This is a genomic window from Hutsoniella sourekii ATCC 700629, assembly GCF_000518205.1.
GTDB classification, from domain to species: Bacteria; Bacillota; Bacilli; order Lactobacillales; family Aerococcaceae; genus Hutsoniella; species Hutsoniella sourekii.
Window position 1 is genome coordinate 1 of the sequence record NZ_JADD01000034.1, and the last position, 22,768, is coordinate 22,768.

At 39.2% G+C, this 22,768-nt stretch carries 25 protein-coding genes and 1 pseudogene; 9 read left to right on the plus strand and 17 right to left on the minus strand.

The window, feature by feature from the left end; translation table 11 throughout:
- From T408_RS11260 to T408_RS0108045, 3 genes and pseudogenes are all read left to right on the plus strand, one after another.
- Positions 1-335, plus strand: a pseudogene (locus T408_RS11260) (transposase); the annotation flags it as partial.
- Between the two features lie 26 nt (positions 336-361).
- Entirely contained in the window at positions 362-1,006 is a 645-nt protein-coding gene (locus T408_RS0108040; RefSeq protein ID WP_028119471.1) for a queuosine precursor transporter, read from the plus strand.
- The gene (locus T408_RS0108045; RefSeq protein WP_028119472.1) at positions 996-2,492 is read left to right on the plus strand and encodes an amidase family protein; all 1,497 of its coding nucleotides are present in this window, start codon (positions 996-998) and stop codon (positions 2,490-2,492) included. Before T408_RS0108040 ends, T408_RS0108045 begins: the two co-directional genes overlap by 11 nt.
- A gap of 119 nt (positions 2,493-2,611) precedes the next feature.
- On the opposite strand, the gene dhaM is transcribed toward T408_RS0108045, so the two are convergent.
- The 10 genes from dhaM to T408_RS0108095 form a co-directional block, all read right to left on the minus strand.
- Positions 2,612-2,983, minus strand: coding sequence for a dihydroxyacetone kinase phosphoryl donor subunit DhaM (dhaM, locus tag T408_RS0108050; protein WP_028119473.1), 372 nt, complete (start codon positions 2,981-2,983; stop codon positions 2,612-2,614).
- Complete coding sequence (gene dhaL / locus T408_RS0108055) at positions 2,976-3,566, minus strand: dihydroxyacetone kinase subunit DhaL (RefSeq protein ID WP_028119474.1); 591 nt, start codon at positions 3,564-3,566, stop codon at positions 2,976-2,978. The genes dhaM and dhaL overlap by 8 nt, the downstream gene beginning before the upstream one ends.
- Before the next feature lies 1 nt (position 3,567).
- Complete coding sequence (gene dhaK / locus T408_RS0108060) at positions 3,568-4,548, minus strand: dihydroxyacetone kinase subunit DhaK (protein ID WP_028119475.1); 981 nt, start codon at positions 4,546-4,548, stop codon at positions 3,568-3,570.
- Between the two features lie 129 nt (positions 4,549-4,677).
- Entirely contained in the window at positions 4,678-5,313 is a 636-nt protein-coding gene (locus T408_RS0108065) for a Maf family protein (RefSeq protein ID WP_028119476.1), read from the minus strand.
- Complete coding sequence (locus T408_RS0108070) at positions 5,297-6,145, minus strand: TatD family hydrolase (protein WP_028119477.1); 849 nt, start codon at positions 6,143-6,145, stop codon at positions 5,297-5,299. The genes T408_RS0108065 and T408_RS0108070 overlap by 17 nt, the downstream gene beginning before the upstream one ends.
- A gap of 12 nt (positions 6,146-6,157) precedes the next feature.
- Positions 6,158-6,928: a tRNA threonylcarbamoyladenosine dehydratase gene (locus T408_RS0108075; protein WP_035420442.1), complete on the minus strand. Its 771-nt coding sequence runs from the start codon at positions 6,926-6,928 to the stop codon at positions 6,158-6,160.
- A gap of 102 nt (positions 6,929-7,030) precedes the next feature.
- Entirely contained in the window at positions 7,031-7,576 is a 546-nt protein-coding gene (locus T408_RS0108080; protein ID WP_028119479.1) for a DUF4256 domain-containing protein, read from the minus strand.
- A 31-nt stretch (positions 7,577-7,607) separates the two neighbouring features.
- A complete protein-coding gene (locus tag T408_RS0108085; protein WP_028119480.1) occupies positions 7,608-8,426 on the minus strand; it encodes a ZIP family metal transporter in 819 nt (272 codons plus the stop codon).
- A gap of 473 nt (positions 8,427-8,899) precedes the next feature.
- Positions 8,900-9,604, minus strand: coding sequence for a TMEM164 family acyltransferase (locus tag T408_RS11265; RefSeq protein WP_051444852.1), 705 nt, complete (start codon positions 9,602-9,604; stop codon positions 8,900-8,902).
- Between the two features lie 218 nt (positions 9,605-9,822).
- A complete protein-coding gene (locus tag T408_RS0108095; protein ID WP_028119481.1) occupies positions 9,823-10,518 on the minus strand; it encodes a CPBP family intramembrane glutamic endopeptidase in 696 nt (231 codons plus the stop codon).
- A gap of 426 nt (positions 10,519-10,944) precedes the next feature.
- Between T408_RS0108095 and T408_RS11270 the strand changes: the two genes are divergently transcribed.
- Positions 10,945-12,441 carry a pyruvate kinase gene (locus T408_RS11270; protein WP_035420445.1) on the plus strand — a complete coding sequence of 499 codons (1,497 nt, stop codon included), beginning with the start codon at positions 10,945-10,947 and terminating at the stop codon, positions 12,439-12,441.
- A gap of 196 nt (positions 12,442-12,637) precedes the next feature.
- Here T408_RS11270 and T408_RS0108105 read toward each other — a convergent pair whose 3' ends face one another.
- Genes T408_RS0108105 through T408_RS0108135 form a run of 7 tightly spaced genes read right to left on the minus strand, consistent with a single transcriptional unit; the run spans position 12,638 to position 18,323 of the window.
- Complete coding sequence (locus T408_RS0108105) at positions 12,638-14,266, minus strand: DUF1002 domain-containing protein (protein ID WP_028119482.1); 1,629 nt, start codon at positions 14,264-14,266, stop codon at positions 12,638-12,640.
- A 21-nt stretch (positions 14,267-14,287) separates the two neighbouring features.
- Positions 14,288-14,533 (minus strand): hypothetical protein, encoded by a 246-nt coding sequence (locus T408_RS0108110; protein WP_028119483.1) that lies wholly within the window; start codon positions 14,531-14,533, stop codon positions 14,288-14,290.
- Positions 14,534-14,555: 22 nt separating this feature from the next.
- Positions 14,556-15,152 carry a response regulator transcription factor gene (locus tag T408_RS0108115; protein ID WP_028119484.1) on the minus strand — a complete coding sequence of 199 codons (597 nt, stop codon included), beginning with the start codon at positions 15,150-15,152 and terminating at the stop codon, positions 14,556-14,558.
- Positions 15,130-16,296 (minus strand): sensor histidine kinase, encoded by a 1,167-nt coding sequence (locus T408_RS0108120; RefSeq protein WP_028119485.1) that lies wholly within the window; start codon positions 16,294-16,296, stop codon positions 15,130-15,132. The genes T408_RS0108115 and T408_RS0108120 overlap by 23 nt, the downstream gene beginning before the upstream one ends.
- Positions 16,297-16,300: 4 nt before the next feature.
- Positions 16,301-16,948 (minus strand): hypothetical protein, encoded by a 648-nt coding sequence (locus tag T408_RS0108125; protein ID WP_028119486.1) that lies wholly within the window; start codon positions 16,946-16,948, stop codon positions 16,301-16,303.
- Positions 16,945-17,664 carry a hypothetical protein gene (locus T408_RS0108130; RefSeq protein ID WP_028119487.1) on the minus strand — a complete coding sequence of 240 codons (720 nt, stop codon included), beginning with the start codon at positions 17,662-17,664 and terminating at the stop codon, positions 16,945-16,947. Before T408_RS0108130 ends, T408_RS0108125 begins: the two co-directional genes overlap by 4 nt.
- Positions 17,661-18,323, minus strand: a complete 663-nt coding sequence (locus T408_RS0108135) for an ABC transporter ATP-binding protein (protein ID WP_028119488.1) — start codon at positions 18,321-18,323, stop codon at positions 17,661-17,663. The genes T408_RS0108130 and T408_RS0108135 overlap by 4 nt, the downstream gene beginning before the upstream one ends.
- Positions 18,324-19,064: 741 nt before the next feature.
- On the opposite strand from T408_RS0108135, the gene T408_RS0108140 reads away from it, so the two are divergent.
- From T408_RS0108140 to T408_RS0108160, 5 genes are all read left to right on the plus strand, one after another.
- Complete coding sequence (locus T408_RS0108140) at positions 19,065-19,331, plus strand: type II toxin-antitoxin system prevent-host-death family antitoxin (protein ID WP_028119489.1); 267 nt, start codon at positions 19,065-19,067, stop codon at positions 19,329-19,331.
- Positions 19,324-19,638 (plus strand): type II toxin-antitoxin system RelE/ParE family toxin, encoded by a 315-nt coding sequence (locus T408_RS0108145; protein ID WP_028119490.1) that lies wholly within the window; start codon positions 19,324-19,326, stop codon positions 19,636-19,638. The genes T408_RS0108140 and T408_RS0108145 overlap by 8 nt, the downstream gene beginning before the upstream one ends.
- Positions 19,639-19,792: 154 nt before the next feature.
- Entirely contained in the window at positions 19,793-20,200 is a 408-nt protein-coding gene (locus tag T408_RS0108150) for a hypothetical protein (RefSeq protein WP_028119491.1), read from the plus strand.
- A 1,445-nt stretch (positions 20,201-21,645) separates the two neighbouring features.
- Positions 21,646-22,050 (plus strand): helix-turn-helix domain-containing protein, encoded by a 405-nt coding sequence (locus T408_RS0108155; protein ID WP_028119492.1) that lies wholly within the window; start codon positions 21,646-21,648, stop codon positions 22,048-22,050.
- 13 nt (positions 22,051-22,063) lie between these two features.
- A complete protein-coding gene (locus T408_RS0108160) occupies positions 22,064-22,402 on the plus strand; it encodes a hypothetical protein (RefSeq protein ID WP_028119493.1) in 339 nt (112 codons plus the stop codon).
- Positions 22,403-22,768 lie beyond the last annotated feature (366 nt).

Consider the following 22,768-nt stretch of genomic DNA (forward strand, 5'->3'; position numbering starts at 1 on the left):
CTTAGGAAGGTAACCATCAATCCGGAGTGGGAGTACTACAAAGCCAAGCAACGAGAGCTCTTGTCAGATCCAGAATACAGCTTAATATACAGCCTTCGAAAAACGGATGTGGAACCCGCATTCGGACATTTGAAGGCGAATTTAGGGTTCAACCGATTCCATGTAAGAGGAATTGATAAGGTTCATAATGAGATTGGACTGGCGTTAATGGCCACGAACATGAGAAAATTGGCTCTGATCTTTAGAACAAATCAAAAGACCCAGCATTTTTATTCTTGTCGAATAAAAATCTGGGTTTTTTGAGGACTTACCTTACAGCCTCTTTCGTTTGGTGAAAATTAACCAACGAAAGGAAGATTCGATGAAATCTTTTAAATCTGTACGCTTGTTGACTTTTCTTTACGCTGCTTATGCCGCTAGTATTCTGGCGATGAACTTACTAGCTACCAAGCAGTTTGATTTTTGGCAATTCACGGTGACCACCGGTATCCTGGTTTCGCCGATTGCCTTTATTATTCAGGACTTAATGACTGAACTCTTCGGCTATAAGGAAGCCCGTTCTATGATCCTAACCGGTTTCTTCATTATGTTAATAGCTACGCTAATTTATCAATTAGCGATCATTATTCCTCCCTCAGCTTTTTGGAGCAATCAAGAAGCATTTGCATCGATACTCGGAACCACTTTGCGTATTTCTCTTGCCTCCTTTACGGCTTATATCATCGGCTCACTGATGAATGCACGTATCATGGACCAACTAAAAAATAAATATCAACATCTCCTCTTTGTACGCGTGATCAGCTCAACTCTTGTAGGACAACTATTAGATAACTTAGTATTTGCTGTGTTAGCCTTCTATGGCATCTTACCAGTGGCTGCTATTGCTTCAATGGTTATAGGCGGGACCTTATTTGAGACGGTCTATGAAGTGATCCTGTATCCAGTGACCCGCCTACTGATTCAAGCCGCCCAAAATTATATTGGAGATGATCATCATGCTATTTAAAGATGATGCTTATGCGATCGGTCAAGCCATCCAAAGAGGGGAGCTAACCTCTGAAGCCGTCACGGAGCAAACCTTAGCCAATATAGAACAATTAAATCCCCACCTAAATGCTGTGATCGCTAGTTATCCCCAATCTGCACTCAAGCAAGCCAAGAGATTAGATCAAGCGCTCGGTCGAATGTCCAGCCAAGAAAGAGAGACGCTTTCCGCCTTCTACGGGGTGCCACTACTCCTTAAAGATATTGGCCAATATTGGAGAGGAACGGTAACAGCTTCAGGTTCTGGTCTGTTAATTAACCAAGTTGCTCAGGAAACAGATACTAGTATCCAAATGGCTAGTCAGGCCGGCATGGTCTTTGTCGGTCGGTCCAACATTCCTGAATTCGGTTTAAAGACGGTCTCCGACTCTAAATACTTTGGCCCCGTTAAAAATCCTGTCAATCTTGAATATAATCCTGGTGGCTCATCCGGTGGAGCCGCTGCGGCTGTCAAATCTGGCATGGTTCCTCTAGCTACTGGATCAGATGCTGGCGGATCCATCCGCGTACCTGCATCAGATACAGGGCTGATCGGTTTAAAGCCAAGTCGAGGCCGTATTGCTGAAGGCCCTGGCTTTTATCGCCCGGTAAATGGATTAGCCACCAATCTATTGATGGCCAAGTCTGTCCGCGATGTCTTTTATTATTTAAAGGAATTACAAGCTGACCAAGTCACTTCAATGAACCGGTTACCTCTTATTACAAGCGCTCACTTAGACAAGATTAACCGCCCACTTAAGATTGCCTATACTAGACAAGAGCCAAGGGATCGTCAAGCTCATCCAGATGCCTCCGCTGCTCTGGATCTCGCCATTCAAATTCTAAGTGACCTGGGTCATGATTTGCAAGAGGTTCACCTAGCTATTGATGGGAACCAAGTCTTGGAAGCTTACTACACCGTTATGACCTTGGAAACGGGTAAAATCATCCATCATATCAAAAAGCAAGGTTATGAGATAAACTTTGATCAGGTTGATCCCCTCACTTGGGTCACCTATCGAATGGCTCCAAATCTGAGTGCTTTTTCCTTGTCGGACTTTAATGCTTATCAGGATCTCTTGGTTGAATATATGGAGAATTTCTACTTAAACTATGACATACTATTAACCCCTACTACTAATGGTCCAGCCATACGCAACTGCGACTTAGCGTATCCGACTGATCTGCTACAAGCAATCCATGAGATGGGGAACCTGTCAGCTAAAGACCAATGGCAAGTCACCAAGCAAGCCTTCGACTATACCTACTTACGTACTTCCTACAGTCAACTGATGAATATTACAGGCCAACCCGCCCTATCCTTACCCATCTATCAAAATCAAGAAGGGCTACCACAGGGCATCCAATTAGCAAGTAAACGAGGCGGTGAGTATATACTTCTTCAACTGGCTCAACAAATAGAAGAAGCTGGCCACCTCCATTCACAAATAGTCGATCCTCTCATCTAACCAGTAAAAGAACCGACCCTTTCCTATCTAGCTATGGTTTCTAGGTAAGAAAAGGTCGGTTCATTATTTATCATTGTTCTAAAGCTGGATCAAGCTCTTAACTTCATTGATGAGATCCCTTATTTATTGAGTCTTAATTCCTCTAATTGAGCTTCTACTCCTGCCTTGTCAATACCCGCTTGTAGTAAGGCTGCGGCATTGTAAGCTCCTTCAACCAAGGCCACCTCATATATTGTTAAGTCTTTGTCTGTAAATTCTTGTACCATTTCTAGATTCATCTTAGCTGATCCTAGATCAAAGAAGGCATAAATCGTATCAGCCTCACTAGCTTCAACAACCGATTGAATCCTCTCAAAAGAAGTGCCCACTCCGCCATCTTCTAAACCAGCAGCAGTCAAGATTTCAATATCAGAGGCCACTTCACTTATTAAGGTCTTGACGCCCGTGGCAATAGTGTCGACATGAGAGACCAACAAGATTGCACTAGTCATTGAATACACCTGCTTCCAGGAAAGCCTTCAAGAGATAGCCAGTCGACATCGAACCAGGATCAATGTGACCAACGGAGCGTTCACCCACATAGGAGGCCCGGCCTTTACGCGCCTGCATCGCTTCTGTGGCCTGAACCCACTGGTCGATTGCATCCACTGTTAATTCGCCGCTTGCTAGGGCTTCCCCTGCTGGCAACCACACATCTAACATGGTCTTATCGCCAGCTTCAGCATGTCCCCGCTTTTTAATACCTCCGGCCGCCGCCTTTAAGGCTCCAACATAATCAGTGGCATCAACTTTTAGTTGCTTACTCATTTCAAGAAGGGCTGTCCCATAAAGAGGCCCAGAAGCGCCCCCCACCTTACTCATCAAAGCCATGGCTGCAGTCTTGAAGATATCAGCAGCTTGCTGGAATGTTTGACCTTCAAACATCTCTGCCATCGCAATTACCCCGCGGTACATATTATTACCATGGTCCCCGTCGCCAATAGGCGTATCTAAATCACTTAAATAATCTTTGTTATCACTTACTGCTTGCTTGAATATGGCAAAAGCTTTTAACACATTATCTACTTGACTCATATTACCATCCTTCCACATCTACAGGAGCTTGTAAGTATTCCAACCACTTTTCTTCTAATTTTAAAAAGGTTAGTGAAATTCCTTGCATTTCAATCGAGGTCATTAAATTACCCACCTTAGTCATTTCAATCGATAGATTATCCTTAGCAATTATCGAACAAACGTCATTCAAGAAAATATACTGTTCCATTAATGGCGTCCCGCCCATCCCATTAACTAGAATGGCATAAGAATCTCCAGCTTGCCAGTTGTTGTGAGCCTTAATTTTACCGATCATTTCGCGGGCCATCTCATGAGAAGATTGTAGCTTTTCACGCTTATAGCCCGGCTCCCCATGAATACCCACACCAAATTCAATTTCATCTTCAGCTAAGTTGAAGCCTTGTTTACCACTTTCAGGAACGGTAGCACCCGTTAAGGCCAAGCCTATTGTTGATAGGTTACTAACAACCTCTTGCCCTAACTGAGTCAATTCCTCTAGACTTGCCCCTTGTCTGGCAGCTGCTCCTAGAATCTTATGAACAAAAATGGTTCCAGCCACGCCACGCTTACCTTGAGTATAAGTAGAGTCTTCCACCGCAATATCATCATCTACAATAACCTTACCTACTGGAATATCATCCATTTCAGCCATCTCCATAGCCATCTCAAAGTTCATGATATCACCTGAATAATTCTTGATAACTAAGAGGACACCTTGACCTTGGTTGGCTTCTTGAATAGCTCGGTAAACTTGGTCGGAGGTCGGTGAAGTAAACACTTGACCACAAACGGCAGCCTGTAGCATACCCTCGCCAACAAAACCAGCATGGGCTGGTTCGTGTCCACTCCCTCCCCCACTAATCACAGCCACTTGCTTGGGACGATCCTTAGCGATAATGATGCCTGTATCTTCGATACGATCAATCTTAGGATTAGCCAAAACCATTCCTGATAACATCTCATCTAGAACATCAGCTGGTTGGTTGATAATTTTTTTCATTTTTATCTTCACCTTTCTCTCCATATGCTATCTTCTTAGTATGATTAGTATACCAAACCCTTGCAAACGGTTGCAACGCACATCATCTGAGCTTCACCACTCTAGTTGAGCTCGCTCGTTAGATTTTAATCAATGACGATTAAAAATTCTTTGATTAACTTCAGCAACCGGCAGGCCGATCACCGTATGGATATCCCCACATATGCTAGCCACAAAGCGCGGATCAAGCTCTTGGATACCATAAGCCCCAGACTTATCCAAAGGCAAGCCTGAATCTACATAAGCTTGAATGGCTGCTTCTAACTGCTCATAATAAGAAACAAAAGTTACCTCAGTTAATGTATAAAAGACATCTAGAAAATCTTCCGCCTTTAGACACACAGACGTTACGACTTGGTGACTACGCCCAAAGTAAGACCTTAACATGGCATAGGCTTCGGCCGCATCCTCGGGCTTATTGTAGATCTTCTCCTGGCAAATCACGATGGTGTCTGCTGCAATATAAAGGGTAGAAGGTTCAATAGCTAAATCAAGCTTGGCCTTAGAAATTTCACAACAAGTCTTGGCCGCTCTTTCAACAAAGGGATCGTCTTCATAAAGGTCCATATAATGGTCTTCTATTGACCGTTCATCAATTTCGTTAAGGCTTATTTCCGGATCCAAATAAGATAAAAGCTCCAGCCTCCTTGGCGAGCCACTAACCAATTTTACCTGGTTGAACTTTGTAAGAAACCCTTCCTGCTGGTAATCAATACTCGTCTTCATTCGACCACTCCTCTTTGTCAAAATACCCATATAGGTGTGCTTGATTGGCTTCAATGGTTCCTTGCATCGCTTCTCCTCGTAGAGCAGTCAGAGAAGACAAGCTGGATAAGAGACTACTTGACAAGGCCTTGGTCAGCTCCCTTTCAGTGACTTGAGAAGCTTCCGCTAAAGTTTGGCTAGGCAGATCAGATTCTAAGAGAAGTCGTTGCTTAGGAACTTGACAGACATAAGCCCGCCCCTTCTTGGTCTGGAGCATATCAGGATGAACCGATAGATAGCCTCCTAAGCGGATCAAGCGAGTTACTTGGTCGCTAGTCCCATTAAAGCGATGAAGAATGGGAATAATATCATATCGTTGGATGTCAGAAGCTTCCAGAACTTCTAAGACAGCATCCGCCGAACGGACGCAGTGAATGGATAGGATTCTTGCTTGACTCAAGCTCTGATCATTAACTAGTAACTCCACAATACGCTGGAAGGCAGCTATTTGTTGACTGGCATCCACCCGCTCTAGAATTCGAGGTGTAAAGTCTAATCCGATCTCACCTATCAATGAAGCCCCAATCACCGCTCTAGCGAACACGTCCAACTCCGCTTCAACCTGATCAGCCGATTCCATCCACCAAGGATGAAAACCTAGGGAAGGACGTAAATTACTTACTCCATGACCTTGATAATATTCGACTTCTTGAATTAACTCTTGATAAGTTGAAGGTAAGACCGTCTGCGCAATGACTCCTATTTGATCTCGACATAAGTCCTGCAGAAAACTCAATCGAAAATGCCGATCCTTAGGAAGAAAGTCAAAATGATAGTGCGAATCAATTAACAAACCTACCGCCTCCTATCTCCGCTTGGATAAATTATCAAATGAACCCTCTAAACCTGCCAGTCGTCTTAAAACTTTCCCCGCTAACATTTGACCAACAATTGGGGGCATATAAGACATAGTTCCCAAAGTATGGCTTCGATCAGGGCTTAGCGGGTCCTTAATATTAACTGGCGCTTGGTTAGAATATAAGACTTCCTGATGGTCGATACCTAGCTTGCGATACTCACGGCGCATTACCTTAGATAAGGGACAATTTCTCGTGTTCATAATATCATCAAAATGCAAGTATTCAGGATCTAATTTATTACCGGCTCCCATTGAAGCCAACAAGGGAATACCTTCACCCTGACACCAGTAGGCCACCTGGGCCTTGGTGAGGACGAGATCAATACAGTCGATCACATAGTCAGGACGAGGATAGCCAGCTAGTTGATCAGGAGTCCGGTCGCGGTCAAGTTCTACTTGATCGGCAGTGACTCGACAGTCGGGATTAATTTCCCTGACCATCTCAGCCATCACCTCTGCCTTCACTCGACCAATCGTAGAGGTGAAAGCGAGTGCTTGACGGTTGATGTTAGTAATATCCACCGTATCCTTATCAATCAAGATGAGGTGGCCAATGCCACCACGAGCCAGTGCTTCCGCACATGAAGAGCCCACACCACCAAGGCCTAGGACCATCACCGTCGATTCTTTAAGAGCCTTCAACCGGTCTTCCCCTAACAAGAGTTCCAACCTAGAAAATCGGTGGGATTCTTTTTCATGCTTAATTATTTCATTCATCTAATCACCTATCCTTTGATAATCCCATTGTAAATCAAGAAGCGACAATTGCAAAGAAACAAAAATTAACCATCCCCAGTTCTTTCTAGGGATGGTTAATCATTAAGACCAGTTGGGTAAGTCTACTTTAAAGCGGACACCCCTGGCTTGATAGTAAGAATCGGCTCCATTATGATAAATAAAAGTAGTTCCATAACGTTTATCTCCAAAAATCGCCCCACCTAATTCCCTAATTGAATCCGGTGTCAGTAACCAAGAAGAGCTCTTTAAATCTAAGTCAGCTAATTTCTGTAGCTGCTGGTACATATCAGCAGTCAGCAAGTTGGCACCCATCGCCTCAGCTAATTCCTGGGCACTCCTTTGAGGAGGGTTCTTCTTCCGCTTAATACGAGCTTCTTGATCATAACAAATACTTCTTCGCTCGCTTGGGCTCTCTGGACTCATATCCGCATAAAAGATCAAGCCAGCATCAGGCAGGTAGATAAGATCTGGCTCACCACCACTCGCTTCCATTTGCTGAATCGTCTTAAGGATTCTTGGTTGTCCTTCCAGGTAGGAGGCCACTTGCTCCCACGAGATCTGGAGGTGACGTTCGGGGTAAGCCTCAAAGCGTTCTTCCAATATCTCAAATAACTCTTCTTGCTTCATATCTGTCTCCTTCTAGTGAATTAGCTATCAATTACCCGAGGGCAACATCTAAGGTCATCATCAAGGCAAAGCCAATAATTAAAGCCATCGTAGCCATATCCTCGTTACCATTCGATTGCGACTCTGGGATTAGCTCTTCCACACAGACAAAGATCATGGCTCCAGCAGCAAAGGCCAAAGCGTAAGGCAAGATAATCGTAATCTCCGTTACCAACCAAGCACCCAGGAAAGCAGCTACAATCTCAACCAAGGCACTGGCTTGGCCTAGGTTGAAGGCTCTGCCCTTACTAGCCCCTTGAGCACGAATAGGCATAGCCAGAGCAGCCCCTTCAGGAAAATTTTGCAAAGCGATTCCCAAGGTCAGTGACACCGCGCTTGCTAGAGAAGCCGTCGAAATACCTAAACCAGTTGCTCCATAGGCTACACCCACTGATAGGCCTTCGGGAATATTATGGATGGTTATCGCTAGAAAGAGCAAGGCGGTCGATGAAAGCTGAGTTGGAACACCTTCAGCTTCTGACTTGTTCTTGTCTAAGTGAAGGTGAGGAATTATCTTATCTAATAGACTTAAAAAAATTCCGCCAGCAACAAAACCAACCAAAGCCGGTACAAAGGACCAAAAACCATAACCCGCTACTTCTGCATATTCAATAGAAGGGGCCAGTAATGACCAAAAACTCGCTGCAATCATCACACCGGACGCAAAACCATTCATACAATCCAACAATTTACGGTTGATCGATTTCATAAAAAAGACCAAACTTGACCCTAACGCCGTAAACAGCCAAGTTGTTAATCCAGCTAAACTTGCTTGAACCAATGGCGATAAATCTGAAAACCATTCTAACATAAGATTCACTCCAAACTATTTAATGCTGTTATATTTTAACATAAATAGTCAGAATATAAATTAGAATGAATTGAGCCAGTCGGCTCTGATCAAAAAAGCAATAATCAAAATTTTTACCTAATCTGAAGATAGCTATCATCCTATTCTATCACATGAACTAAAGGTTCATTCAAACTACCATATCAAAAACAGAGGCTGTCAGATAAGTACAAATCACCTCTAATAACACAAATAAATCGTTAGGATTTGTATCTTTTGTTCGTTAATAAAAATGGATAGATTAATAATAGCAAAGAAAAGCAACAATCACTCAGCAGTAGTCTTAGGATAATTGGCCCATATCTCTCCCTTATGCGCTTTAGCGCTTAGGGAGAGAATAGCCAATTAAGCCGGAAGAGCCGTGGCTCTGAAGGCGATCCACTACAGCTGAGGGATTGTTTGCTTTTCGAAGCTTTTATTATAATTATTGTAACTTATCTTACAGCCTCTGGAAAATTAGCTTCCAACAGGGGGAAATGAAGATAATTCCGATTAAGGTACAGGAGATGATTAACGACTATACTCAGCAAGATAATCACCATTGATACGATAACAAAGGCGTAATGGTTGCTCACATCATTACCCAATAGGGGGAGAGTGTGAAGATAGCCATAGTTTGCTCCTAATAACTCATTGAATAGTTGAATAAAGAGGTTGCATCCAATTGAATACGTCATTATATCCTGTATACGTAAATGAATATAGTAACGACGCAAATAACTTGTTGCCATCAAAAAGATCATTCCATGCCCAAGGAAATAGTAAATTCCTGTAATATGAGGGAAAGCATAAGCATCCATATCTCGAACTATTAGCACAGGCAAGGAAAAGGTAATACCTAAGATACTGACCCAAACAATCAAACGCGAACGCACTTCCAATAACAAGCCAAGACTTAACAGCCAGAGCATTATCCGGCAGTGATAAAGCGGTAACCCCTCGCTTAGCAAACGACCCGCTTTGAAATACCAGCCTAGAATAGTTAATTGAAGTAACAGTCCTATACACGCATAGAGCTTAGCAAAATTAAAATAACGAACAAGTAGTAAAAGACCCCCAATAAAGACCACAACAATAAATAGGGGCACTCGAGGTCCTTGACTATCTTCTACCACTCTAAAAAAATAATGTAGATTCATGGAAAAACTCCTTAATGAAATGGAAATTTTATCCATAGTTTAACCGACTTTTACTAAGCTGTTAATCCTTTTTATAAATAATTCTATTTTTATACAATTTTTTTGCGGTAGCTAGGGCCTATCTTGAAGCTGATCTAGGGGATTGAGTGCCTTAATCGTTCTTATAGGTTTCCAAGCACTTAAAACACTTCCTGGAAACCCACAGGGGTGAAACATATCTAATTCTTCTTCCATAGATAAGGACAATAAGAGGCCGCTAGCAAAATGGTCGCTATTATGTATAGCCATTCGGACAATAGGTTTTCCTGGGAGAATTTGGAGAAGGCATCGATTAATCCATGAATAAGAATGCAGGGCAAAAGGCTACCACTCTTATAGAATAAGGTTGTTAATATGAATCCCCAGGCAATCGCAAAAAATACTTGAGCAACCGTCTCTAGACTGGCTTGACCGGCCAGCAAATTCACAATGTGCCCAATACCAAATGTAACAGACGTAAAAAGAATAGCTTGCTTTAATCCATCTCTTGGTATCATGCCTTTAAATAGAAATCCCCGAAAAATAATCTCTTCGATATAACCAATCAAAAACATGGATAAAACAGCCCAAACTTGTGAAAAACCAGTATATGACAACTCAATACCACCCCACAGATTACCTGTCGTTAAAATCCAAACGGGGATAAAATATAAAAACTTTCCTGTATCTTGAGGCCAATGATCCAAGCCATATTTAGTTTCTAATTTGTATTTCTTGATAAAGTAGGTAAGCGCTAAAGCAATTGATACAAGAGCCAGTAACATAAATAGACTCGCATCGCCGAATTCCCCGCGAATCGGAATAGTCATCACACAATAGATGATAATCCACAATATCGCAAAATGAACTTCGTTTCTTTGATATAAATGATACATAACCTTCCTCTTTTCGTTAGACTCTAGTTGTCAATTGACTAGGAATGGGTATTTTACTCTTACATTTAATCTAATACTTACACCATAAGCCCTTGGCTACGATATCTTGGTATGCTTTGGACCATCTCGCCTCCTTGAATTTGAAAGTCATCACCAACTCTTACTCCATCTGATTAAAGCTCTCTCTTCACTAATATTTTATCAAAATAGCACTTAAAGAGCGATGATTAAACTAATATTTTTTCGTTAAAAGAAAATATTCGACCGTTCATCCCCCATAAGCACTTACCAAAATATTAGCGCATTCACTTATTACATGTTAGAATGAATTTAAATAATAAGTTTCAAAGTGAATCATTTTTCGCATCTTCTTATTGGTATTTTCAATCTAATTATACGCTTTAAGAATCTATAGGAGGGTAATATATGTCTCAGTCGCAACGCCAAGCTGAAGCGCAACGGCTACTCGACCAAGTATACAAGCTTTACCAAGATGTGCTCGCTAAAGGCCAAGATATTCTCGATAGTTACGGACACAATATCCACAATGAATCATTTAAAGAGTCAGCCAGTAACTTGGCTTACTACCTTGCCATTCGTCATTATGATTTGCGAGAACTTCAGGCAGACTTAAGTTTATTGGGCGTTTCATCTCTAGGTCGACTCGAAAGCCGAACGCTAGAGACTCTCCAATCTGTTATCAATACCCTAGCCTCGATTGTTGGTGTGGATAGTCCAGTGGACACTGCTCAGCAAGATCACCTTACCCGGGGCTTCCAGCAACTCGAAGAAAATATTCAAACATGCTTGGGCAGTGAAAAATCCAATCGTAAACCACTAATCATGGCGACGCTTCCTACTGAAGCTGCATCTGATAAGCACTTAGTGCGAGAATTTATAAGAGCTGGCATGAATATTGCGCGGATCAACTGTGCTCACGATAACGAAGAAACTTGGTTGGCAATGATTGATCATATCCGTAAAGAAGCTTCCAGACAAAAAAAGGAAGTACGCATCTTGATGGATATAGCCGGCCCCAAAATTCGGACCCAGTGGTTATTTACCACCCACAAAAAGGATAAAATTCAACAAGGCGATACGATCTTAATGACTAATAATAACAACCAGCTACCAATCAATTCTAAAAGTAAAGTTGTTGTCGGAGTCGATGCGCCTTCAATTTACAGTCAACTTAAAGTCGGTGATCCTGTTCTCATTGATGATGGAACAATTGAATGCCGCGTCATTGAAGCAAACGAAACTGAGGCCTTACTAGAAGCAACCAAAGTTAAAGGCAAATCTGTGCGCTTAAAAGCTGAAAGAGGCATGAACTTTCCACAAACTGACTTTGAGATAGGTATTATCACTGAGAAAGACTACGATGATATCAAATTTGCCAGCCAACATGCCGATATTATTGGCTGCTCCTTTGTCCGTAACGCAGCTGATGTGCAAAATATTCAGGACTACCTGCACGAACTCATGGGACAAGCAGCCACTAAACTGCCCATTATGGCAAAGATTGAGACAGTCAAGGCTGTCAGTAATCTGGCTGAAATTATCTATCAAGCAGCAAGCTCTAATCCTTTTGCGATTATGATAGCTCGTGGAGACTTAGCAACTGAGATTGGCTATACCCGGTTAGCTGAAGTTCAGCAAGAAATTCTCTGGGTTGCAGAAGCGGCTGACGTGCCAGTGGTGTGGAGTACGGAGGTCCTAGCCAGTCTAGTTGACACGGGAATACCAACACGTGCAGAAATCACCGATGCTGCTGAAGGTTCACGAGCAGATTGTGTGATGCTAAATAAAGGCCAATATGCAGTAGAAGCCATCATGATGTTAGATGAGATCTTCACCCGGATGCAAGACCATCAGTACAAGAAGACGCCCCTACTACGAGCCTTAAAAATTGCGGAGATTTAAATAGTAAATTGTATAAAACTAAAAAATTTGAGGATATTTAGTCTAAGTCAGAAAAGCAAAAAGATATTGAAAGAGCCCCCTTATAGTTGGACTCATTGGTCCAACTATAAGGGGGCTACTCATATCATTAACTTAGTCCTGAAATTTCCCACAAAAATTACAATGCCCTATCTTAAATACTAGTATTGTATGTAGCTTACTTTATTAATTTATCTATTACAGATGTGTATTTTGCAAAGTCTTCATCAGGAACGTCCCCACCCATTTGAAGAAGAATATTTCCTTTAGAATAGGTATGGGAGTATAACATAGCAGATTGTTTTGCCAAATCATCATAATATGCTTTGGTGTTTTCCAGATCTTTTGAATTGCTGAAAGTAAATAGCCGACCATAATTGTAAGGATCCTCATTACCTTCTTCATCAACCATTGGAATCTCAGCAAATTGAGCTCCGAATTGAACTGCTTCATCTGCTACTAATGGAGCCACCCCAAAGTCATCTCGCCCCATTATTCTTGGTTCATATTCATTTAAACCAGCTTCAACAAATGCATCCAATAACGTAATCAATTCTTCACTCTTAATTTGCGAACGTATTTCCTCGCTTAGCCCACTACCAATATTATTATTCACTTCACCCTTGGGTTCAGAATTATTTGTCTGAACTTCAACAGGTGTACCAGCTTCATCTAATTTTATGATCAGCGGCGATTCATTCCACGCAGAAACATCAGCTAATTCTAGCTCGAGATTCTTTCTAGCACCATTAAATCCAAAACTTACCTTAGCATCAGTCTGTCGATTTGGTGAGACGACTGAGGAGGTATCATCTAATAGAAAATACTGATCGGCTAGCTGACCATCTACGTAAAGTGTTAATTCACTACCAGTTCCTAAATCGCTATTACCATTGTTCTTTATTGAATAATCTACAACTAGTACATTATCATAATTCTTATCCCAGTGCTCATTTCGATCATCTGTGAAATAGATTTCGTTTAACTTAACTTCAATATTCCCTTGACTTAACACTTGATCAAACTGTTGATACCTCGCCATTGTATCCTCAAGTGCTTTCTTAGTTGCTGGATCTTTGGAAACATCTGAATTTGCAAAGGATGTACCATGCTCAATTAATTTTGAGCGAATGCTTTGGCTGAATTGGAAGTTATAAGCTGCTAATATTTCGTTTAAAATTTTTAGTACATCTTGTTCAGTCAAGCTTCTTTGATCAGTTAAAGCATTTATGATTGCTAGATTATATTCAGTGACTAGTTTAGAAATTTCTTTCTCAGACATATTAGTTTCTTTAAGTAATGACTGCTCAATTGCAATTAAATTTTCAGCCGTTTGAATATCATCACTATTTAGGTTGTAACCCGCTTGAGTAAATATTTCATAAACTCCACCCAATGCCCCTTCCCCGGTTACAGGTTCCACCGAAGCAATTTTGATTTGAGCTTTAATAGCACCAGCAGTGATTGCAGCATTTTCATAAGCTGATGCTGAAACTTCAGTAATATTTTCTGGTGTCAAAATCTCAACGGATACACCATTCAAATCATCACTAACATTAACTAATACGCTTGAAAACACACTCGTATTTTCATCAGAACCATCATTTAAATATTTATTTAAGGTTTTTCCGTCAACAAGAATGCCAGAATCCCCTTCAACACCAAAAATCGATAAAAGTTCTTCCTTTTGATCTTTTGAATTACTTTGTCCAATCGCTACTTGATTATTTATCGGCTCCTGGCCAAAAACTGGGGTGGGGATGAATACACAAAGTAAAAGAAAAAATAAAGAATATAATTTTTTCATAATTCTGCCTCCTTCTAATACTTAGTATATCATTGTTTTATAATTATATAAGTGATTGTAGGCCTTCTTTACCTTGGCAATATCTTCCACATCCACCCATTCTTCAGTATACCCGCAGGTTACACAAACGTAACGACTCACCATTACAGCCGAGAAAATTGTTGCGCCTGTCATAATATTATTCCCGGCACCCCAAGCTTTAGATGTTCCGGGTACATAGATGAGATCGGATCCCCCACATTTTGGACATTTGCAAGTATTTTTCATAATTGATCCCTCCTTTGAGAAACTACATCACTGGATTAATGTATCCCAGTTCCATGGCCTTATTATAGGCTTCGATTAAGTTACTGGCATCCAACTTACTATAAATATTAGTTAAATGGTTATATAAAGTTCGTTCGCTAATATACAATTCCTTGGCTAGATCTTTCTTACTTTGACCCTGGACGAGCCCTTGCAATAATTCAATCTCCCGAGGTGTTAGAGGATCAAGAATCTTCTCTGGTTGAGGTGTACTCATTCCAAGTTTAGCTGCTTTAAGCCGTTTGACTAACTCATCAATTTCAACGGATTTATTGATAAAATCCTTAACACCTAATTCATAGGCCAGGCTTCGATAATTTGCTAAATCATAGGCTGTTAAAATGACAACGGGAAGTTCACAATGTTCTTTCCTGAGTTGACGAACCACATCAAAGCCTGTCAGCTCTGTCTTGAGATTAATATCAATCAAGAGGAGGTCATAATCTTTGGAGTCTAGAAATGTATAGAACTGATTAATTTCACTAGTAAAGTCACAAAATTCTATCTCCGCTTGATCTTCTAACAATCGCTGTAAGCTTTGACCAAACAAATGATGATCATCGAGGATTAGTAGCTTCATAAGGACCTCCCTTCAGTAGAATCTGAGTAGATAAAATATCGCCATTCAATTGGTAGTTAAGCGCTCCACTTTTCGTATTCACAAGCATTTTCATCAACAGGACCCCACGTTTTGATGCTTGAATTTCGTCAAGATCCTGGCCATCTGCCCCATCACTTTCCAATTCAATCAATATATCCTGGCCCGCTTGTTGAATTTGGTAGGACAAATAAGTTCCTTGAGAATGCTTATAGATATTATTAATCAATTCTTTGGTCAACACACACACCAATCGAACAGTCGATGGATCCATTGATTGTGAGAGCCTGTCTTCAATTTTATGTTGAAAATCCAATTTTTTCTGAGGATAAAGGGCCTGAATCGATTGGAAGATCGTCAGTAAATTATCTTCCAGCTTCATATTTTCGAAGAGATGGTTTTGGTAGAAGTTCATGATGTCACGCGCCTTTTCCTCTAGCTGGGCTAACACTTCCTTGGTATAAGCAATATCAGGCGTCTTCATCGACAATAAATTCTTTGTCGCATAGATATCTTGAATAAGCTCATCATGGATCAAACGCGCGAACTCATTGCGGTCCTGGGCTAGATAATCTGATAAATAATAGATTTGATAAATTTTTTCATAAGTGTTTTCCTTTTCTTTGAGGTAGAGGATGAGCCACAGCTCGCACACCCAAAAGATCATTTGGATGAAAATCTGGACCAATGCCCCCTCTAAATCTAATACATAAATGATTACCGTTAGAAATAGAATAAAGAGCAGAGTAAAAGCACGGGTGGCTTTTCTAGATAAAGGCAAGAGAGTGAAGGTTTGAAGTCTTCCTTTTCTTAAATGTGAACTTAAGTAGAAGTAGGTTACCCCTAGACTAACCGCCAACCAAACGAGTGGATAGGTTAGGCCTTGTCTAAGCAAAATGGTTAAAGGTAAGAATGAGCCCAGTAAATAGATCAGGTCCTTATAACTAAAATCCTGCTGGTCTGATAAGCAACCATAGAAATAAATATAAAAAGTAGTAAATAGAAGTATGGATAATAGATTCAATCCGACACCTTCGGAAAACAAGAGCGCTTGTCGATATAGGAAGGCCCAATAAATGATGATGAAGGTGTGAATTAAGCTAATGGCAGATAGTTTTTTATACATAGATTTAGTAGTAGCTCCTTACAATCCGTTCAGTCGTGATCCTATGACTGAGTATTAATGTGGCGATACCCAGAAGAATCACCTTAATTCCTAAATACAATTCTATCACAGGAACAGAGTGGTAGATGACTAATGACACGATCATCAAAAATAGGTTAAACGCAATCGCCTTCATCTGAATCCCATTCAATCGATTAAGATCTTCGGTGTACAAAATATAATAACTTATCCAAAGACAAGCCAATGGCCCTGGTATCAGGAGCGAAACACCAGCCCACAAAACCATTACTATATTATTTTGGACTAACGCACTAAAAACATAGATGGTTAATGCAGGTATAAGTAACAAGAAGCTACTCAGATATAAAGTTGAAACATATTGTTTAACTAGCTCCTGTTGACCCACACCATTGGCTAGCATAAATTCCATCCGTTTACTCTGCTTATCTCGAATAATCGATGACTTGGAAAGTTCGGTCATGATGACCATGAATAAAAGCAGAAGCCCCTCGATTTTCATTAACATTGCTATCGAATCATTCGGTGTAGCTTTAATACTGCTTGACAACCATATACCTAAGAAGGCGAACCCAGCTAAGACAAAAGCATTCCGATCCATCAAGGTCTTGACCTGTTCTTGGAGGAGTCTCATGACCAAGTCCCCTTCTGTCTGATGACGGATTCATTGGTCAATTTGCTGAATTTAAGATAAGCTAACACTGCAAAAAACAAGATAAGACATCCGTTAACAGCAAGAATAAATATTGGTAAGGTGATCCGATGAGCATTCAAGAAGATTAAAAACTCTTTGGAATATGAACCGAGTAAAAAAATCAACAGATTCAACGATGCAAATAATAGGTACTTGAAAAATTTTAAGTTTTTTTGTTCCAGGGCTAATAGATTAAAGTATAAAATCACCACGTATACCAAGGCAAATGTTGATAAGAAAAGTCCAAATGTATATAGAAAGCTGTAATCATACGAAAACAAGAAAGCTGTGGCCATTAAGAACAAAAAAGGAATAATCATTGAAAAGTAGCATATCTGCCAGCTATAGGCCAAAACAAGTTCTTTGACTTGTAGGCCTGAAGCTAGGATAAACTCCAAGCGCCGACTCAACTTATCCTTTACTGTCAAGTCGACAATCATCGAATTTCCAAGGAGTAGGCCAATTCCCAGCATCAACATCCACTGCAACAAGATTAGGATGTCACTTCCTTGATCTCCTGGAAACACATTAAAAACATAAATGCCCCCACAGAACAAGAGAAAGAAAATAAGTGCTAGGATTGTATTTCCACGATAATCCCGACTATGGAGTATATAATATTGACTCGCTTTATATAAATCTTCCTTACGAATCATTTTAATCCCTCCTCAATAAATAAATCTTCTAGGCTCTCGCCTTGAATATCTTCTATCCGCTTGGTAAAAAGAATCTGTCCTTGTTTAATCATCGTGACGACATCTGCAACCTTTTCAATTTCATCTAGATCATGAGATGTGATGACAATCGTTTTCCCATTTCTTTTCAGTAAGGCAATTAATTGGCGAATTTGTCGTCTAGAAATCGGATCAACGCCAGAAGTCACCTCATCGAGATAGATGATGCCTCTTTGCATCAACACAATGATTAATAAGGAGAGTTTCCGCTTCATACCCTTAGAGTAAGTCGAGACATTACGCTCTAAATCATTTTTAATCTCTAAAAGTTCTGCATAATCTTCGTAACCATAAGGTTGATAACCAAAATAAAGACCAAACAACTTCAGGTTTTCCAGTCCACTCTTATCCTCATAGAGATAGTCATTTTCTAACAGCATGGCGTGATCAGTTTTTACTTGAACTTCTCCTTGGTCTGGCTGATAGAGACCTGTCAAAATACGTAGCAGTGAGGTCTTCCCGGACCCATTTGGTCCTACAATGGCATGGACGGTGTTTTGTTCAATTGAAAGTGAAAAATTGTTGAAGAGAGTCTTGTTCTTGAAATTCTTAGATAGACCTTTAACAGTAATGACATTCATGATATTTCCTCCTCTAATTTTTTTATCTTAAGTTCATCTTAACGGAGAAGGGATTAGAGCACATGAGTAATTTCTGCAAAGATAGGAGAGAAATATTTTATAGATTGTAAATGCTTTTTTCTCTAAAAATCATCCTTAAATTTCTAAATAAAAAGCGAGTTTCCAAGACATCTAGTACCTGTCTTGAAACCTCGTTTCTGTACATATTCTTTTTTATGATTAAAATATACTTCACACATATTCCTGTTAGCTCACCAATTCATTGCTTCATCTTCGTAAGAAGTACTACAACTTCTTCGTTCATCGTGATAAAACGTATGATTTAAAGGCAATTATGCTATACCTCGAACTACTCCGAAATTTGATGTCTTACTGGGAGTTAAACTTATAATACTGTTTAGGATCTCGTTTAGAGTTTTTGTGCCAGCTTAATACATTTTTATCTACTAGCCCGCTTAGCAACTGACGAGCAGTCGTATCACATATTTCAATGATTTTCGAAGTTATTTTCACTGTAATCTGTCCATGACCATAAAAATAAGCCAAAAATTTTTCGTTCATTTTCATTGAATTATCGACACGATCATCCATCCGAAATTGAAAAGAAGTCTAATAATTCATGAGGATGCTCGGTTTATCCCAGATTTAAATAGTTTTTGAATAACACATACATATTTTGCCACTATTTATGTTGATAATCTAAATAAATAAAGGTATTATTTCTTTAGAAAGGGTGATCTTATGCCACGTATTCAATCCAGTACCGATTTAAGAAACAACTATAACGCCATCTCAAACTTTTGTAATGAGACAAATGATCCTGTTTTCATCACTAAAAATGGACGTGGTGACTTAGCTGTCATGAGTATTGAGTCTTATGAACAATTGCTAGGTAAGCAGGAACTATACAACCTTCTCAAAGAAAGCGAAGAGGATCTGAAAGAGAATCGTACGAAACCATTACAAGAAGTCATAAGGGAGCTTAAGCGGGATCTTCGCCATGGGTAATTATGTTGTTGAAGTGACGCAAGCTGCCCAAAATGACTTACAAGCTATTATTCGCTACCTTGAACACGATGTGCTCTCCCCTACGACCGCTCTCAGTTTTCTAGAAGGATTTGAACATGAGATGGGTACTTTATGTTATATGCCTCAAAAGTTTCAATTGGTCAATGATGATTACCTTGCCAGTAAGGGCTACCGATTCACACGCTATAAAAAATATTTAATTTTCTACACCATTTCAGAATCAGTATCTAAAGTTTTTATTCATCGTATTCTACACGCTTCTAGAAAATGGGAGTCTCTTTTATAATGCAAGTATTTTCCAGTTTGTGGTGGAGGGTATGCTAGTGTAAGTTATGAAAGATATAATGAAATAAATAGAGAAGCTAGTTTTGAAAATAAATGGCTATATAATGATCGAGTTATATTTTAACCATAAATATTTATTGAAATAGAGGTCCTTTATGAATAGTAGTTTATATTTAGTATTTATAAGTATATATATTTTAGTTATTATCATTAATTATAATCTTTTAAATCACCCAAAACCATATCCACCTCAGGCAATTATAGAAGAATTTAAAAGTGGAAGAGTAAGGTTATCTTCATGTAAGTATCTAGGGATGTCTCATTATGTTCTTTCAAGACTCGTTAAAAGTGAATCGAATTGGATAAACGGAAATGAATATTGGTATCAATCTAGTATAAAGTTTGGAACTATAGGTATTGCTATTTCACTGATTACAATGATATTAGGCGAAGTATTTAATATGTATGACTATCTTATTGGTTTATTTATTATAATAATATATTCATTTCTGGGAATGATATGCATTTGTTATCGAATAGAAAAATTTATTTTAAAAGATTAAAATTATGGAATGGATTAGTTGAAAGAATAGTTGAAATCGAAGGTTTATAAAGAGAATATTCATCATCTTGTGTACCATTATTTTAGAATATTAGTTATATGATAATATAAAAACGGTGTTTAATTCGATATAAATTCAATTATAGTTGGACAGTATATATAAATGGTATCCCCCTTACCTTTTAATCAGAACTTAGGTTGATACACAAAAATACTTATATACCATATTTAATACTAAGAGATTATATATAAGATTCTTTGATTTCATAATATGAACTTTCTTTCACAGCATTTTATGATCTCCCAATTACATAATTGCTTAATAAAATCTCTTCTCTTTGACACTATTCACCTCATTTTCTTTACTTTAATGGATATACGATTCACTCACGATTATTTACTTTCAAATCATCAAAATAAAAGAGAGACACAGAACCATGCAAACCCTACTCTAATGCATAGTTCAATGTCTCTCTTTTTATCTACAATAATTATTTGTCTTATTTTCAGTTTTATTTCAAGTCTATTTCTTTAACTCTCACATCATCCACCAACAGATTGACTAAGCTCTCATCGTATTCTTCCAGCTTAATGTGCTGCCCTTTGAAGAAGGCTTTGATATCTCGATATATAACTTCACAGCACCCTGCTCAATAGAAGCTTTATTCAAATCAGTCACCAACACTTGGTTTTAGAGTAATCGACCCTGTACACTTTAGCAGCTTGAGTCAAAAAATACTGAACATTTCGTCCACCACAGTCCAAATCTAAAAATACATCACTTGATTATATCTTAAAAAATGCAGCCCCATTTAGCTAATTGTTCGTAACCAACATTCATCTCCTTTTAATATAAAACGCCCAGCTAGTATTTCTTTGGACTTAATGACATTTAAAAAATCTTTAAAATTCATCCTTCAATCATTCTAATTAAATAGACATTTTCTCTATTATCGTTTAGTCTCTAAACCAATATTTTCAAAAATTAGCTAATTTATTCCGTATGATTCCTCGGCTCATATAAGAGTTAATAGCGATGCCGTAGATAAAAACCGGTAAAATTAGTCCTAGCACCATGCAGGCTTACTGCTTAGTTTTGCCTAATTCACTCTCATTAAAAAATAAAATTTAGTTTTTAGTTGCTAATCTTCTTCATAAAAATTAATTATCCACATTGCTTGCCACATTTCTACCAATGATGGAGATATATTCCTCAAAACCTTCCTCAATAGCCAAGGTAAAGATCTACAAGTCTGCCTCATCAAAACTATGACTCTCTAGGAGATAATCAGACCAAGCGAAAAATCGAAAAAGCCCAGTAAATAAGGTTTGTCAAAGATTTTTTACACGATAGAAATAGAGATTCAAAAGACATTTGATAGTTTTATGAGAAAAAAGCAGTTACACTAGAGTTAGAAAAAATAGCAAGGAGGAGATGAAAGATCGATGTCTATTGGTCAACAACTTAAGCAAGCGCGGCTCGATTCAAGTATGACCCAAGAAGAAGTAGCCGAGAAAATATTTGTCTCACGTCAGTCTATCTCTAACTGGGAAAATGATAAAAATTATCCTGATATTATTAGCGTTATCCGCTTGAGTGAACTTTATCAAATTAGTCTAGATCAATTATTGAAAGGAAGTGAAAATTACGTGAAGCATCTTGAAGAAAGCACCGATGTCGTTAAGAGCAATACAAAGTTAGCCTTCCTAATTGTTGGAGCCCTTATGATTATGATTGCAGTACTTCTCTTAACCCAATGGTTCCCAGAAAGGATAACCCTAGTAGTCGTCTTTACGCTGGCAACAATTATAACTGCCATCGTCTATCATGAAATTATTCGTCGATTTTAAAGGAGGAAATAAGATGGATCTCTTATTAATATTATTAACTATAGCCGGAGCGGTGACTTTTGCAGGTGGAATCATTCTCATATACACTATTTACCAATTGACCCTAATTGATGCTAAATCAAGAGGCATAAAGCATCCTAAAACATGGGGAATATTGAATGCTTCGGGTAACAATAGTAATTCGTTCCTATTAATGTATTTAATTAAACGTCGAAAATACCCTGTTAAGAACCTCCCCGATGATCAGAAGCTGAAACTCGAACTCTATAAGAAAAAAGCTCTACTTGCTCTGATCTTCCATCTGATAGCAGGGCTAGTCTTTGCTATTGGTCTCATTTATTACTTGAACTAAGCGATGTATTTTTGGAATTAGAACTTATTAGGAAGTGATTTGTAAATGAAAGAAAGACTTAACTAGCTAGATTTTAGTAGGTTTATATTTCTATCATATCACACCAATTGGCCTGTTCCCTCAGACGCCCCATGCTTCTTCGGTAGATCATCTTCTGGGTAAGATTGCAACTTTCCAAGACAAAAACGAGGTTCCTAAGCATCTACCAAACACCCATAAACCCCGTTCTTATACGGTTTATTCCTTTGTTTTTCAATACATATTAATGGGAAGCTCTGCTCCTATCGTCGCAGACCAATCGCATCTCTAAGTTCAATCTGCGCTATCGCTTGATTTCACTAAGAGAGTGACGGTTTCAACATGTGT